We start from the raw sequence: 14,551 nt of genomic DNA, 5'->3' as shown, positions 1-14,551 counted from the left end.
TCATGCCCGGGCGAGTCAGCCGGTCTCGTCGTCCGCGAACGCCGAGATCCATGCCAGGGCCGAGTTCCAGTTGATCGCCACCTCGTTCGTCGACCAGGAACCGAGGTCGTCGATGTAGCAGGTGGCAGGCGCGCAGCCCGGCAGGTTCTGCTGGGCGACCGGGTCCTCCAGTCCCGAGTTGGGGCCTCCGGCCAGCGAACCGGCGGGCGGGCTCGGGAGCTTGGGGTCGACCTGGTGGGCCCAGTGCCGGTGGTGCTGGTTGTGGCTGGCCCGCTCGCCGTAGCCGCTGATGTAGGACTGACTCAGCGCGTTGCGGCCGAGGAGATAGTCCATCGATTCGAGGGCGGCGGCGCGGTAGGTGTCGCGATGCGTGAGGTCGTACGCCATGGCGATGACCATCGCCGAGTTGGCGGTGGAACTGCTGGAACCCCACGCATAGCGGCCGTCGGAGGGGAGCGACGGATTCGGGTAGCCCTGGGCCTTCATGTCGCGGACATGGCGGTCGGCCACCTCGATCACACGGCTGCGGGCCGCCAGGACGCGGTCGAGCGGGAAGCGGAGCGGGTGGCGGACGATGACCAGGTCAGCCAGCGCACCGGTCTCCTTCCAGGAGAAGCCCCCGGTGGTCAACTCGGTGTCCACATGGCCCAGATAGGTCCGCTTGCCGGTGGTCGCGAACAGCTCGGCAGCCGCCCAGGAGAACTCGTCGCTCACCTTGGTGTCGTCATACGGGCCGCCTCCGACACCGCCGTCGGGGGCATAGCGGTCGGGGTGTGCGAGTGCCGCCTGCCAGGCGGTCTCCGCGGCGCTCCGACAACGGTCGGCGAAGGCGCGGTCCAACGGGCGCCAGACACGCGCGCACTGGGCTGCCGACGCGGCCAGATTCAGGGTCGCGGCCGTGGACGGCGGGTGCAGGTAGCGGGGCTGCGGATCCTTGTGCGGCAGCATCGGGTGTGCCGTCCACGCCGCGTCATGGATCTTGTGATGCGCCATGCCGGCCAGCGGCTTCCCTTCCGGGACCTGCATCCGCAGCAGGAACTCCATCTCCCAGCGGGCCTCGTCGAGCACATCGGGAATGCGATTGTCCTGCTCGGGGATGCTCAGGAGCCCGTCGCGCAAGCCCTCGATGTCGAGCTTGTGGAGCGAACGCTCGTAGAGGTCAGTGAGCTGCCAGGCGGCAAGGGCACCGTTCACCACGTACTTGCCGTGGTCGCCCGCGTCGTACCAACCGCCGCGTACATCAAGGGAGTAGTCGCAGGTGCCGGGCAGGCAGGGGGCCGAGGTGTCGCCGGTGTTGGGCGCGACGCCCAGGTGTCCGGCGGGGCGTGCATGGGCCTCGCCGACGTACTCGGCGCCGATCTCGATTCCGCTGCGGTTGTGGAAGAAGTACGCGAGGGAGTCACGGCGCAGCTGGTCGTACGGGTCCTTCGCGATGTCGAAGGGGAGACTCATCTCGTCGCCGACCGCGAGCGTGTAACCGCTCCCAATCTTGCGTACGGAGGAGAAATCGGCGATATGGACGTGGTCGCCGGACATCGCGTCCGCGCCATGCACCGTGGTCCGCCCCGAGGCCACCGTCTCGCCGTCGGCATCGCGCAGCTGCCAGTCGACGGGCGTCTTCGACGGGTCGGATATCGTCGCGCGCTTGATCCCGGCCACCGGGTAGCCGTGCTGGTTGACGCGTACCGGCGGCCCGAAGTCCCGGTTTCCGCCCGGCGGGACCACACCGCCGGTGAGTGACACATCGTCCACGCACAGGGTGTACGCGGCACCTGTTCCGCCGGCCTGGAGTGCTACCCGGTGATGGATCCCGGTGGTCTTGGCCGCGCCTGTGACCTCGAAGGTTTTCGGTTCGGCGGTCAGGGCCACCGGCTTGTTGACGCTCGTGGTGTACGGGGCGTCGGAGAGGGCCAGTTCGGCGCGGACCGTCACCGCACGTGAGGCGGATGCGGAGAAGCGCAGGGTGTAAGGCTGTCCGGCCTCCAAGGGGATGTCGTTCTGGGCGATCACCGAGTCCCAGGGGTTGGTGGTGCCGGCCGGGATGTCGGCGCACAGGCGGCCCTCGACCACCTTGGACGGTGCGTTGCCGCTGCTCCACCACGGGGACTTGAGGCCGTTGTCGAAGGTGCCGTTGAGCACCCGCTCGTAGGCGACGGCCTCGACGCCGCCCGCGGACGGGGCGAAGCCGAGCACCAGGGCGAGGGGCAGGCCGAGCACGGCCAGCCGTCTCGTCAGGGGCAATGCGTTGCCAGTCGTGGCGCTGGCAGGAACAGCAGGGGGAACGGTCACACCGGGCCCTCTCAACTCAGGGATCCCGGCTCACCGCGGCGTCAGCCCGGAATCGTGCTGGCGACTGCGGGCCATGTCAACGGGTCCGGCAGAACTGGGGCTTCGCGGATCTGCGCCTGCGCCACCTCTTCCCACGCACTCGCCGACCGTCTACAGTCCCCGACTGTTACCGCTCCCAGTTTTCGCTGGACGAAGGCAGGGAGTAGATCTGGACACCGGCTGGAGCCGCGGCGTCAACGCAGCTCAATGGTTGGGACGCGCTACCCGGGGTCGTGCAATCGCAGTGTTACCGCTCCCGGTTCTGTGCTCGCACAATGGAGGATTCCGTATGTCCGCACGACTGATACGCCGCAGATCGGCACGGCCGGTGCGCCGCATGTCCGCCCGCCGCCTGCGCCCGCTCGCCGCCGTCGCCCTGGCCGGCGCACTCATGGCCACCGCCGCCTGCGGCGGCGGCGAAGGCGACGAGTCCGGCTCCGGCAAGACCACCCTGGTCGTCAAGACCTTCGCGCAGTTCGGCTATGAGGACCTGTACAAGGAGTACGAGGCCGCCCACCCCGGGATCGAGATCAAGGAAGAGAACATCGCCCAGTTCGGCGACTATCTGCCGAAGCTCCAGCAGTGGATGGCCTCCGGCAGCGGGGCCGGTGACATCGTCGCGCTCGAAGAGGGCGTGATCTCCAAGTTCATCGACAAGCCGGACCAGTTCGTGAATCTCCTCGACCACGGCGCGGGGGACATGGAGGGCGAGTTCCTCGACTGGAAGTGGAAGCAGGCCCTCTCCGCCGACGGAAAGCACCTGATCGGCCTCGGCACGGACGTCGGCGCCCAGGGCATGTGCTACCGCACCGACCTGTTCAAGAAGGCCGGACTGCCCACCGACCGGGAGGAGGTGGGCAAGCTCTGGCCGACCTGGGACGACTTCCTCGCCACAGGCGAGAAGTTCACCAAGGCCAAGACCGGAGCGGCCTTCTTCGACTCGGCCGGCATGGTCTACCAGAACATCCTGATGCAGCAGGGCGACCACACGTACTACGACACCGACAACAAGCTGGTCATCGACAGCAACCCGGCCGTGAAGTCCGCCTGGGACCAGACGGTCGAGATGATCGACGCCGGTCTGTCCGGTGAGATCACGGCGTGGAGCCCGCAGTGGAACGCCGGCTTCAAGAAGGGCACCTTCGCCACCATCCCCTGCCCCTCCTGGATGCTCGGCACCATCGAGAAGCAGGCCGGACCGGAGAACGCCGGCAAGTGGGACGTCGCCAAGGTCCCCGGCAACGGCGCGGTGCGCGGCGGTTCCTTCCTCGCGGTACCCAAGCAGAGCAAGCATCAGAAGGAAGCCGCCGAACTGGCGAAGTTCCTGACCGACGCCAAGGGGCAGACCTCCGCGTTCAAGGCGAAGAGCAACTTCCCGAGCGCGCTCAAGGCCATCGACGACCCTGCGGTGCAGTCCTTCACCAACCCGTACTTCAACAACGCGCCCGTCGGCAAGATCTTCGGCGAGAGCGTCAAGGGGCTCAAGCCGGTCTATCTCGGCCCGGAGAACACCCCGATCAACGACCGGGTGGGCCAGGCTCTGATCGCCGTGGAGCAGGGCAAGTTGAAGCCGGACGAGGCATGGGACAAGGCCGTGGACGACGCGAAGAGCGTCGCACGCTGACCTACCCCGCATGGACCCGGGGCGCGGCGCACCTGACCGCGCCGTGCCCCGCCCCCCTCCCTGCCGGTCCCGCCCGACCTCGTAAGGAAAGACCTTGGCGCTCCACCTCACCAAGTCCCGGCCGCCCACGGCCGACCTGCACCCTGAGCCCGCCCCGCCACGCGGGCGGCTGCTCTCCCGTATCGACACCCGTTGGTCCCCCTACCTCTTCATCGCCCCGTTCTTCGTGATCTTCGCCGTCTTCGGCATCTACCCGCTGGTCTATACGGCCTGGGTCTCGATGCATGACTGGGAGATCGCCGGCAAGGGCGAGTTCGTGGGCCTGGCCAACTACACCGCGCTCTTCGCCGACGCCGACTTCTGGAACGCGCTCGTCAACACCCTCGGCATGCTGGTCCTCGCCACCGTTCCGCAGCTGGTCATCGCGCTCGCGCTCGCCGCCCTCCTCAACCAGAGCCTGCGCGGAGCGACCTTCCTGCGGATGGGCGTGCTCATCCCGATCGTCACCTCGGTCGCCGCCGTCGGCATCGTCTTCAGCCAGATCTACGACCGCGACGTCGGCATGGCCAACGGTCTCATCGGCCTGTTCGGCATCGAGCCCATCGACTGGCGGGCCGACAAATGGTCCTCCTGGATCGCCATCTCCAGCATGGTCAACTGGCGCTGGACCGGCTACAACGCGATCATCTACCTCGCCGCGATGCAGTCCATCCCGCGCGAGCTGTACGAGGCCGCGCGCATCGACGGGGCCGGCTGGCTGCGTCAGTTCCGGTCGATCACCGTGCCCATGATCCGCCCCGCCGTGATCTTCACGCTGATCGTCTCCACCATCGCCGGCATGCAGCTCTTCACCGAACCGCTGATGTTCGGCCAGGGCGCCTACGCGATCTCCGGCGGCAGTCTGCGGCAGTTCCAGACCGTGGCGATGTACATGTTCGAGAAGGCGTTCCGCGACTTCGACTACGGCTACGGCTCGGCCGTCGCCTGGATGATCTTCCTGGTCATCATGCTCCTCACCGCGGTCAACTTCCTCATCACGCGAAAGAGGGGCTAGCCGTGCGCCGATCCCAACCTCTCGTCTACGCCACCTTGTTGCTGGCCATCGCCTTCTCGGCCTTCCCGCTGTACTGGCTCTTCGTGGTCGCCACCCGCTCCAACGACGTGGTCGGCGACTGGCCGCCCCCACTGCTCCCGGGCGGCAACTTCGGCGATAACCTCGGCCGGCTCTTCGACGCCGACGAGGCCAACTTCCTCACCGGCATGGTCAACTCGGCCATCGCGTCGGTCACGGTCACGGTGGCCGTGGTCTTCTTCTCCACCCTGGCCGGCTTCGCCTTCGCCAAGTTGAAGTTCCGCGGGCGGGGCGCCCTGCTGTTCGTCATCCTCGCCACGATGATGATTCCGGTGCAGATGGGGATCATCCCGCTCTACATGATCATGGTGGAGCTGGGCTGGCAGAACAGACTGGAAGCGGTCATCGTCCCCTTCCTCGTCTCCGCGTTCGGTGTCTTCCTGATGCGCCAGTACGCGGAGCGTGCAGTCCCGGACGAACTCATCGAGGCGGCCCGCGTCGACGGCGCTTCGACATTCCGTATCTATTGGACCGTCGTCCTTCCTGCCCTGCGCCCCGGAGCGGCCGTGCTCGGCTTGTTCACTTTCATGGGTACTTGGAACGAATTCCTCTGGCCGCTCGCGGTGCTCGAGGCCGACAACCCGACCGTGCAGTTTTCACTGAGCCAGCTGTCCACGACGTACTACACGGACTACACGCTGATGTTCACCGGCGCACTGGTGGCCATCGTCCCGCTCACCTTCGTCTTCATCGCATTCGGCAAACAGATCATCGGCGGCATCATGGAAGGGGCGGTCAAGGCGTGAAGCACACGTTCGACAACAGCTTCGTATGGGGCGCCGCGACGTCCTCGTACCAGATAGAAGGCGCGGCGGAGGAGGACGGTCGCGGAGCCTCGATCTGGGACACGTTCAGCGCGACGCCCGGCAAGGTCGACGGCGCGGACACCGGAGCGGTGGCCGCCGACCACTACCACCGCTACCCCGAAGACATCGCCCTCATGAAGGACCTCGGCCTGGGCGCGTACCGCTTCTCGATCGCCTGGCCACGCATCCAGCCGGACGGCTCCGGGCGTATCGAACAGCGCGGCCTCGACTTCTACCGACGCCTCGCCGATGGCCTGCTCGAAGCCGGCATCGAGCCCTGGCCGACGCTCTACCACTGGGACCTGCCGCAGCCCCTGGAGGAGGCGGGCGGCTGGCCCGAGCGCGACACCGCCCTGCGCTTCGCCGAATACGCGGCCGTCGTGCACGAGGCGCTCGGCGACCGGATCAGCCACTGGACCACCCTCAACGAGCCCTGGTGCTCGGCCTTCCTCGGCTATGCCACCGGCCGCCACGCCCCGGGCCGCACCGAGCCCGCCGCGGCCGTCCGCGCCGCGCACCATCTGCTGCTCGGGCACGGTCTCGCCGCAGCGGCCATGCCCGATGCCCGGGTGGGGATCACGCTCAACCTCAGCCACGTCTCGCCGTACACCCCGGACGATCACGATGCGGCCCGCCGTATCGACGGCATGCAGAACCGGCTGTTCCTCGACCCGGTGCTGCGCGGCGAGTACCCGAGCGATGTGATCGCCGATCTGGCGGAGATCACCGACTTCTCCTTCGTGCAACGCGACGACCTCAAGACCATCGCGGCACCGCCGGCCTTCCTCGGCGTGAACTACTACAGCCCCATGCTGGTCTCCCAGGGCGGTGCAGGGCCCACGGCCTACCCCGGATCCGAGCACATCGCGATGAAGGACGGCGGCCGGCCGCGCACCGGCATCGGCTGGGAGATCGACCCGGACGGGCTCCTGCAGCTGCTCACCCGGCTCGACCGCGACTACCCGCTGCCGTCGCTGTACATCACCGAGAACGGCGCCGCGTTCCCGGAGGAGATCCACGACACCGGACGGATCGACTACCTCGACGGACATCTACGGGCCTGCTCCGAAGCCATCGGGCGCGGGGTGCCGCTGCACGGCTACTTCGTCTGGTCGCTGCTCGACAACTTCGAATGGGCCTACGGCTACGCGCAGCGCTTCGGGATCGTCCATGTCGACTACGCCACGCAGCAGCGCACCCTCAAGGACAGCGCGCGCTGGTATGCCGAGGTCATCGGACGGGGCGGACTGTGAGCGCTCACGGGATGGGTAGCCTGGGCGGATGGTCGGCGGCGGAGGGGACATGGGGATGAGCAGTCGGCAGCCCACCTTGGACGAGGTGGCCGAGCGCGCCGGAGTGTCCCGAGGCACCGTCTCGCGCGTGATCAACAACGCCCAGCATGTCAGCGGCAAGGCGCGCGCCGCCGTCGAGAAGGCCATCGGCGAACTGGGCTACGTGCCCAGCGCGGCGGCCCGTTCGCTGGCCACGGCCCGCCGTGGCGCGGTGGTCCTGGCGATCTCCAGCGACGATCCGGCACTGTTCGCCAACCAGTTCTTCGCCGAAGTGATCACCGGGGTCAACGCGGTGATCGAGGAGACCGACCTCGAACTCCTCCTGGTACTCGCCGCCTCCGAACGCGGCCGCGCCCGCCTCACCAAGATCCTGCAGTCCCGGGGCGCCGACGGCGTGATGTTGATGGCGCTGCGCGAGAACGACCCCCTCGTCAAGATCGCCGAGGACGGACAGGTCCCCGTCGTGCACGGCGGCCGGCCGCTGGAGGGACCACCGCAGTGGTACGTGGACGCCGACAACCGGGGCGGAGCGCGCGCGGCCGTGGAGTACCTGATCTCCACCGGCCGCGAGCGCATCGCCACGATCGCCGGACCACAGGACCAGAACGTGGGTGCCTGCCGCTACCTCGGCTACCGCGAGGCGATCGCGCTCGCCGGGCTAGGAGCCGGACGGGTCGCGTACGGCGACTTCAGCGAGGCGAGCGGCGCGGAGGCGATGACCGAACTCCTCGACACACACCCGGACGTCGACGCCGTGTTCGTGGCCTCGGACGCCATGGCGTCCGGCGCCCTCGGGGTGCTGCGCGAGCGCGGGCACTCCGTGCCGGGCGATATCGCGGTGGTCGGTTTCAACGACGTGGTCACCGCTCGGCACACCCAGCCGGCGCTCACCACGGTCCGCCAGCCGATAGAGGCGCTCGGCCGCGAGATGACCCGGATGCTGGTGCGGCTGATCGCGGGGGAGCGGCCGACTCCGCTGATTCTGCCCACGGAGCTGGTGGTGCGGGAGTCGGCATGAGGTCCGGGTCGTGGACTGAGGGCTGGTAGCGCCCTCGGGGGCGGGCCGTTGACGGTCCGCCCCCTTTCTCGTCTGCGAGTGATGCACAGGGCGCTCACCCGTGTGTGACGGACAGCGGCGCGAACGAAATCCGAGTCCGTGCACCGTCCGCCCACGAGAACTCCAGCCCGTCGGTGCTCTCCACCGGGGGCTCTTGCGGCGCCGATTCGGCAAGGACGGCCAGGGCGGCGTACACCTCTCCGCGGGCCGGAGCACTCAGCCTCGGCATCGACGCCCACTGGGTGAACGCCGTTCCCTGAGGTGCCCGTTGCTCGTCTCCGTCCGTCCAGCCGTGCAGCGGATACAACCCGGAATGCAGCGCGTCCCGGTCCCCGACCGCCCACCCCGTCTGCTCCACCCGCGCGCCGTCCGGAGCCCCGAGCACCCGGTGGACGCGCAGTTCGTAGGGGCCCTTCGCCACCGTGACCGACTCGACCCTCAGTCCGGGCACCATGGCTGGTCCCTCGGAGAACACCGGCCGGTGCCACGAGGCGGCCCATCCCCAGCCCTCGCCGCCGCCCGCGCCCAGCGGGTGGATACGGCGGCGGACGCTGCGCACGCCGTCGAGTGCCACAGCGAAGTGATTGTCCGCGGCATTCGCGGCGGACGTGGGTCCGGTGCGAGTCGAGTAGTGCTGCCTGGAGTAGAGCGGATCGTCGTCCTGGGCCGATTCACCCGCCTCCGGTCGTACGTGATCACTGCCGTGGTTGTGGACCCGCACAATTTTGTCGGCCCGCGTGGAATGCACCAGGAGACCGGGGGAGGGGAGCGCAAGGACACGGTCCGCGGTCTCGCTCGGCGCCGGCTCCTCGGCCGCCGTCCACAGCGGATCGTCCTCGGGCGCGAGCAGGCAGACGAACGCCTTCGAGGCCCAATACGGCGAGGATGGACCGGAGTACGGCTGCAGCGTGGCCTCGTGCGGGCCGTGCCAACCGAGGGTCAGCAGTCCGTCGGAGTCGACCGCGCCCCGGTCGAGGAAGTAGCGCAGCGCACCGCTGATCAGCCGGCGCGAGGTACCAGGGCTCCACGGGGTGTCACCAGTCAGAGCACCAAGACCCACGGCCGTCGCGGCGGCGAAGCGATACGTGAGCGAACGCCCCATGTACAGCGGCGCCCCGTCCCCGCCGAACAGCAGCCCGAGCCCGTTCAGATGCTCTCGCAACCGCTCCCCGTACACCCCGGGTTTCGCGCCCGCGAGATACGCGTCGAGCCTCGGATACAGGTGCAGTGCCCAGCCGTTGTACTGGTCGAAGGCCCGCCCGTCGCCGTCGGAATACCAGCCCTGGCCGCGGTACCAACTCTCCAGGAGTTCCAGGGCCCGCTCCCGTGCGCGGGCGGTCTCGGCGTCGCCTCGCCCCACGGATTCGAGGAAGCCGGCGACGGTGAACGGGAAGAGATACCAGTTGTTGGGCGAGGGAATCCGGCGCAGCGCGCCCCGCAGCCACTCCTCCGCCCGGTCCTGCACGTCTCCGTCGAGCCGGTCCCACAGCCACGGCCGGGTCAGCCGCAGCCCGAGAGCCACCGAAGCGGACTCCACCATCGGCTGGCCCGCGATGTGAATGTCGCGGATGACGGGCCAGGACTCGGTGTCATGCCGCCCCGGGGTTCGGGTCCCGGCCGCGAGTCCCTCGGCGTACCGCTCCAACCAGCCGTGTGGATCGTCCCCTTGGGACCCCGCGATCCGGAACCCTGCCGCCAGGAACGTGCGGGCATAGCCCTCCAGACCGTCCGACCGCACCCCCGACTGCGAGGGCCGGCCCGGCAGATCGAGCAGCGCACCGCGTGGAGTGGCCCACCGCCAGGCGGAGTTGACGAGAGTGTCGGCCACCGACTCCCAGTGAGCGCGGGTGTAGCCGGTGTGCGGGCTGAGCTTGCGGTCCTCCGCAGGCAGGTCGAGGGCGCTCATGCGAGAAAGGCCGATCGTTCACGTCGTACGGAATGGGCGAAACCGTCACCCGCTGCCCAGCGCCGCAGCTCACTCACGGCAAGCTCGGTGAGCCGCTGCCACTCGTTGCCCTGGGAGCCGGCGAGATGCGGGGTGATCGTGACGGCCGGACAGTCCCACAACGGGTGCTCCGGGGGCAGGACTTCGGGATCGGTGACATCGAGCACCGCACGGATACGCCCGGCGACCGCCGCCTGGGTGAGCGCGTCCTGGTCGACTACGGCGCCGCGTGCGGTGTTGATGAGCACGGCATCGGGGCGCATCGAACCGATCAGGTCCGCGTTGACGAGACCGCGGGTCTCGGGCAGCAATGGTGTGTGCACGCTGACCGTGGTGCTGCGCGCGAACAGCTCGTCGAGGCCGACTAGTTCGACTCCGAGCGCGGCGGCGTCCTCCGCGGTGACGTAGGGGTCGTGCAGGAGAAGCCGCAGATCGTACGGGCGCAGTAGCTCGATCACCCGGCGGCCGATCAGTGAGGCGGACAGAATGCCGACCGTGCGCCGGTAGTTGCCGACGTGCGTGGCCACCCGCGTCCAGTCGACCGCGCTGCGGGCGGTGCGGTAGTCGCGGGCGGTCTCCAGGACGCGTTTGCCCGTGAGCAGGATCATCGCGACGGTGTACTCGGCGACCGGATGCGCATTGGCCGCGGCGGCGGAGGTGATTTCGATCCCTCGCTCCCAGGCCGCCTCCGTCATGATCCCTCGTATCGAACCGGCCGTGTGCACCACGGCCTTGAGCCGCGGGGCGACGTCGAGTGCGGCCGGGGCCAGGGGCGGACAGCCCCAGCCCGTGATCAGCACCTCGGTTGTGCGCAACACATCCAGGGCTTCTGGGCCGACGAGATCGTGGAGCGGTCGCGGCGCGAGCGCGCAGACCTCGCCGAACGCGGCGACGGCCTCGGGCGTGAGGACCGCGGACGCCGCCCCCGGTGAGAGAGCGAAGGCCGCGGAGGGTCTTTCGGGCATACGGGTCTTCCCCTGGCTGCTGATGGCGTGAGGGAATCGTGGGTCGGCGCACGGCATGGGTCAATGGGCCGAAGATCCGAAGGGGAAACGGTCAAACGATCAAGCGCAGGGGCGGAGTGCGCCGGACTGCCAGGGCGCCGGGCCGACCGGGTCACCCGAAGGTCCGCGCCGCCCGTTCACCCGAGCCGTGCGGTGGACCCTCGCATGATCAGTCCAGGCAACAGCTCCACACGCCGAGCAGGACCGGCTGCCGGCGCGGTAAGCCGCCGCAGCAGCAACTCCGCGGCTGCACGCCCCACTTCGGCCTTCGGGGGCGCGACGGCTGTGAGCGGGGGCTGTGCGAGCGAGGCCACGACATCGTCGTACGCGATCACGGAACAATCCTCGGGAACCCGTATTCCCGCCCGTATCAGCTGCTGTACGAGGACCACGGCATCGGCGTCGCTGTGCGCGATGACTGCGGTCGCGTCCCGCTCCACAAGCAGCGAGGGGAGATCGTGCGTACCACCGGACGCACCCGGGCCCGGACCGGCGTCGGGGGAGCTGAGCATCTGCCCCGCATACGCGATGTCGGTGCGTGTGGACGCGAGGCTCTTGTACGCGGCGCGCACGGCGCGCGCGGTCGGGCTGTCGTTCCGGACCGCGAGCAGCAAGCGCCGATGGCCGAGCGCCAAAAGGTGGTCGATGGCCAGCTGCATCCCGTACCGGTGATCGGAGCACACCGAGTCCAGAGCGTAGAGCGGACTGTCCGGCCCGGGTCGGCGCTCAAGCAACACCGTCGGTACGCCCGTCTCGTTGAGCCAGGATCCGTCGGCATCCTCGGCGGAAGCACTGTGCCAGCGCGGCGCGATGATCAACCCCCGCGTTCCTTCGGCGAGCGCACATTCCACCAGTGGCTGCTCCGTCCCTACCGCGGCACGCGGCGTGGTGTACACGACGACCTGCAGCCCGGCGGCTTCGAGCACGTGACGAGCTCCGTGCATGGCCTCGTTGAGATACGAGTGCAACTCGGGCACGACCAGAGCCACCGACCCGCCGGGCGCGGTACGTGGCACGTCATCCTCCGCCCCTGTGGCATGCACAGCCGGAGTTCCCAGGGCACGCACCACTCCGTGCGACCTGCGCAGCGCACCGGCCCTGGCCAACGCCTCGGCGTCCCGCCGCGTGGTCACCGTCGAGACCCCCAGTTCGGCGGCGAGCTCCCGCAGGCCGACTTCGCCGCGCGCCAGCACAGCGGCCAGCATCCGCTTCCGTCGGCTCGCCACCGATTCCCGCATGTTCCCCCTCACTACGTGAGCCGCGATCGCGCATATGACCGACCCGCTGCGCGGCGAGCGCGCCTGCGAGGCTTATCAGACGGATCTGATCTGTACGCGGTCGCCGCACAACTTCGACCAGTCGTCGCGGTCCGAGGTCAGTACGAGGACTGGTGCCGGGCAGCGGAGTGCCATCGCGGCGACGAGGGCGTCGATGGCGTACTTGTGGCCGTGCAGACCGCCGGCGTCGCTCAGCAGTTGGACTGCGGTGAGGCTGTCCGCCTGGGTGACGTCCTGGACCTGAAGGCGGGAGAGCACCCAGCGCAGCCGGGCGGTGTCCGTCTTTCCGTAGACGGTCTCCACTACTGTCAGGGCCGACACGAGGACGGGCACGCCGACGCGTCGGGCGGCCTCGATCCGGGTGATCATCTGGCGGTCGTTGCGCAGGAGCAGTGACAGTGCCTGGGAGTCGAGCACCAGGGATCTTGCCGCGGGTGCCTTCATGCGGCGCTGTCGCCGGACGCGTACGGCGCCGGTGCGTCACCGAACAGTTCGTGCTGCGCAGCCTGGATCTCGGCCTCGCTCAGCGGTTCGTGCTCGGCTTCGTAGGCGGCCACGATCTCGGCGAGGCCGTCCATGGCGAGCTGGTGGCGGACCGCCGCGGTCACGTAGGCGGATACGCCGCGTTTGCCGGTGCGCGTGCGTAGAGCGCCGAGGAGTTCCGAGGGCATCGAGACGGAGATGTTCTCCGTGCCGCCGGGGCGGGGTGACTTCATGACGTCAGTCTAGTACAGGAACTATTACATCGGGTGGAATAGTGCGCATCTCGCGCTCGGCGGCGTAGTCTCGGCGCCATTGGACCTTCTTGCCGCGGCTCCCGTGCTGGATGGCGCTGGGATGTGCCCGCATAATCGCAGGTCAGGGCCTCGTGGTGGAGTTCCGCTGCAACGTGTAGCGGCTGACATTCACCACGTCGCCGATCTGGCAAACGTGCAGGTCAGAAAGGGTCCGGCTCTTCGGGGTCGGGCCCTTTGCTTTTCCCGTGCTGGGATGGTCAGGGCGTTGCGCTGTCCGATCCGAGGGGCTGGTGGGGACGCGGATCAGTCCGTACGCCTTCTTCGCGACTCAGGGCTCCGCGCAGCTTCCGGGCCGTGGCACTTTTCCTACTCGTTTGACACAATCGGGGTATGGCCGAGACGACGTACAGCATCGGGGAAGGGCCGGCGACGCGGGTGAGCCTGTCGTTGCCGGAGGGGACCGCGGAGGCTATCCGGGCGCGGGTGGGCAAGCGGGAGTTCTCGGCGTTCATCGCCGAGGCGGTCGAGCGGGAGCTCCGCGGGCAGGTCCTGGACGAGTACCTGGCGGACTATGAGACTCGCAAGGGGTCGGTTTCCGAGCCGGCTCGTCAACGGGCGCGGCAGGTCTTCGACGAGGTGTTCGCCGAGGAGGCCGAGTGGCCCGCCGCAGGCTGAGTCACGAGGGGACGCTGGTCCTCGACAGAGAGGGACTCTCGAAGCTGCTCGCTGACGAGGAGCAGGTGGTGGCTCTGATCGCTGAGGCGCGCTCGCGCGGTATGGAGGTCGTGATCAGCGCGCTCGCCATCATCGAGGCCGTCCACGCCCGTACGAACAAGTCCCGCCTGAACTGGGTGCTTTCCGGGCTGCGGGTAGTCCCGGTCGGTGACGAGGAGGCGAGGGCTGCCTCGAAGTTGCTGATGAATGCCGGGTTGCACGGACACAAGTACGCGATCGATGCGGCCGTCGCCGAGGCCGCGCTGCGACAGCACCGCCCCGTGGTCATGTTGACTTCCGATATCGACGACATGGCAAAGCTCTGTGGTGATCGAATCCGGCTCGTGGCGGTGTGATTTCCCTTGGGCCGCGAGACCCCGCATCATCAAGCGCGGCTGTGGTGACTTGGCGTTGAAACGCATTGAGCGGTCGTGGCGTGGCCCTCTTGGCCCGGTCGAGCGGTCGAGCCGCTGATCCGAGAGTGAGCCTTTTCCAACCTGAGGGTGTGGTCCGCCAGTTGGTCGGCTCTGCGACACAAACAAGCTCCTGGTAGACGGCGTCACGACCAAGATCCACCGTGCTGCGCAGGAGCTTCGTGTGCTTGTCTACCCGTCGGCGATCGATCTGTCCAACGT

13 protein-coding genes are annotated in these 14,551 nt (G+C 68.6%); 7 read left to right on the top strand and 6 right to left on the bottom strand.

The window, feature by feature from the left end; translation table 11 throughout:
- Positions 1–15 precede the first annotated feature (15 nt).
- Positions 16–2,217, bottom strand: coding sequence for a glycoside hydrolase family 9 protein (locus tag H9Y04_RS34085; protein WP_308801461.1), 2,202 nt, complete (start codon positions 2,215–2,217; stop codon positions 16–18).
- 400 nt (positions 2,218–2,617) lie between these two features.
- Between H9Y04_RS34085 and H9Y04_RS34080 the strand changes: the two genes are divergently transcribed.
- From H9Y04_RS34080 to H9Y04_RS34065, 5 genes are all read left to right on the top strand, one after another.
- Positions 2,618–3,952 carry an extracellular solute-binding protein gene (locus H9Y04_RS34080; RefSeq protein WP_214661910.1) on the top strand — a complete coding sequence of 445 codons (1,335 nt, stop codon included), beginning with the start codon at positions 2,618–2,620 and terminating at the stop codon, positions 3,950–3,952.
- Positions 3,953–4,046: 94 nt separating this feature from the next.
- Entirely contained in the window at positions 4,047–5,006 is a 960-nt protein-coding gene (locus tag H9Y04_RS46255; protein WP_236071818.1) for a carbohydrate ABC transporter permease, read from the top strand.
- Positions 5,007–5,008: 2 nt separating this feature from the next.
- Positions 5,009–5,830 carry a carbohydrate ABC transporter permease gene (locus H9Y04_RS34075; protein ID WP_214661909.1) on the top strand — a complete coding sequence of 274 codons (822 nt, stop codon included), beginning with the start codon at positions 5,009–5,011 and terminating at the stop codon, positions 5,828–5,830.
- Positions 5,827–7,143, top strand: coding sequence for a GH1 family beta-glucosidase (locus H9Y04_RS34070; protein ID WP_308801458.1), 1,317 nt, complete (start codon positions 5,827–5,829; stop codon positions 7,141–7,143). The genes H9Y04_RS34075 and H9Y04_RS34070 overlap by 4 nt, the downstream gene beginning before the upstream one ends.
- Before the next feature lie 55 nt (positions 7,144–7,198).
- The gene (locus H9Y04_RS34065) at positions 7,199–8,200 is read left to right on the top strand and encodes a LacI family DNA-binding transcriptional regulator (protein WP_187818021.1); all 1,002 of its coding nucleotides are present in this window, start codon (positions 7,199–7,201) and stop codon (positions 8,198–8,200) included.
- A 94-nt stretch (positions 8,201–8,294) separates the two neighbouring features.
- On the opposite strand, the gene H9Y04_RS34060 is transcribed toward H9Y04_RS34065, so the two are convergent.
- From H9Y04_RS34060 to H9Y04_RS34040, 5 genes are all read right to left on the bottom strand, one after another.
- Entirely contained in the window at positions 8,295–10,145 is a 1,851-nt protein-coding gene (locus H9Y04_RS34060) for a DUF2264 domain-containing protein (protein WP_187818020.1), read from the bottom strand.
- Positions 10,142–11,149, bottom strand: coding sequence for a hydroxyacid dehydrogenase (locus H9Y04_RS34055; protein ID WP_187818019.1), 1,008 nt, complete (start codon positions 11,147–11,149; stop codon positions 10,142–10,144). Before H9Y04_RS34055 ends, H9Y04_RS34060 begins: the two co-directional genes overlap by 4 nt.
- Positions 11,150–11,325: 176 nt before the next feature.
- A complete protein-coding gene (locus H9Y04_RS34050; protein ID WP_187818018.1) occupies positions 11,326–12,426 on the bottom strand; it encodes a substrate-binding domain-containing protein in 1,101 nt (366 codons plus the stop codon).
- A gap of 75 nt (positions 12,427–12,501) precedes the next feature.
- Positions 12,502–12,909 carry a PIN domain-containing protein gene (locus H9Y04_RS34045; RefSeq protein WP_187818017.1) on the bottom strand — a complete coding sequence of 136 codons (408 nt, stop codon included), beginning with the start codon at positions 12,907–12,909 and terminating at the stop codon, positions 12,502–12,504.
- Positions 12,906–13,181 (bottom strand): hypothetical protein, encoded by a 276-nt coding sequence (locus H9Y04_RS34040; protein WP_187818016.1) that lies wholly within the window; start codon positions 13,179–13,181, stop codon positions 12,906–12,908. Before H9Y04_RS34040 ends, H9Y04_RS34045 begins: the two co-directional genes overlap by 4 nt.
- A gap of 411 nt (positions 13,182–13,592) precedes the next feature.
- On the opposite strand from H9Y04_RS34040, the gene H9Y04_RS34035 reads away from it, so the two are divergent.
- Positions 13,593–13,877, top strand: a complete 285-nt coding sequence (locus H9Y04_RS34035) for a hypothetical protein (RefSeq protein WP_187818015.1) — start codon at positions 13,593–13,595, stop codon at positions 13,875–13,877.
- Positions 13,859–14,272 (top strand): DNA-binding protein, encoded by a 414-nt coding sequence (locus tag H9Y04_RS34030; RefSeq protein ID WP_187818014.1) that lies wholly within the window; start codon positions 13,859–13,861, stop codon positions 14,270–14,272. The genes H9Y04_RS34035 and H9Y04_RS34030 overlap by 19 nt, the downstream gene beginning before the upstream one ends.
- Positions 14,273–14,551: the final 279 nt, after the last annotated feature.

Source organism: Streptomyces polyasparticus, from assembly GCF_014493765.1.
Classification (GTDB): Bacteria; Actinomycetota; Actinomycetes; order Streptomycetales; family Streptomycetaceae; genus Streptomyces; species Streptomyces polyasparticus.
Note: the sequence above shows the minus strand (reverse complement) of the source record. Positions and strands in the feature narration are given on the sequence as shown.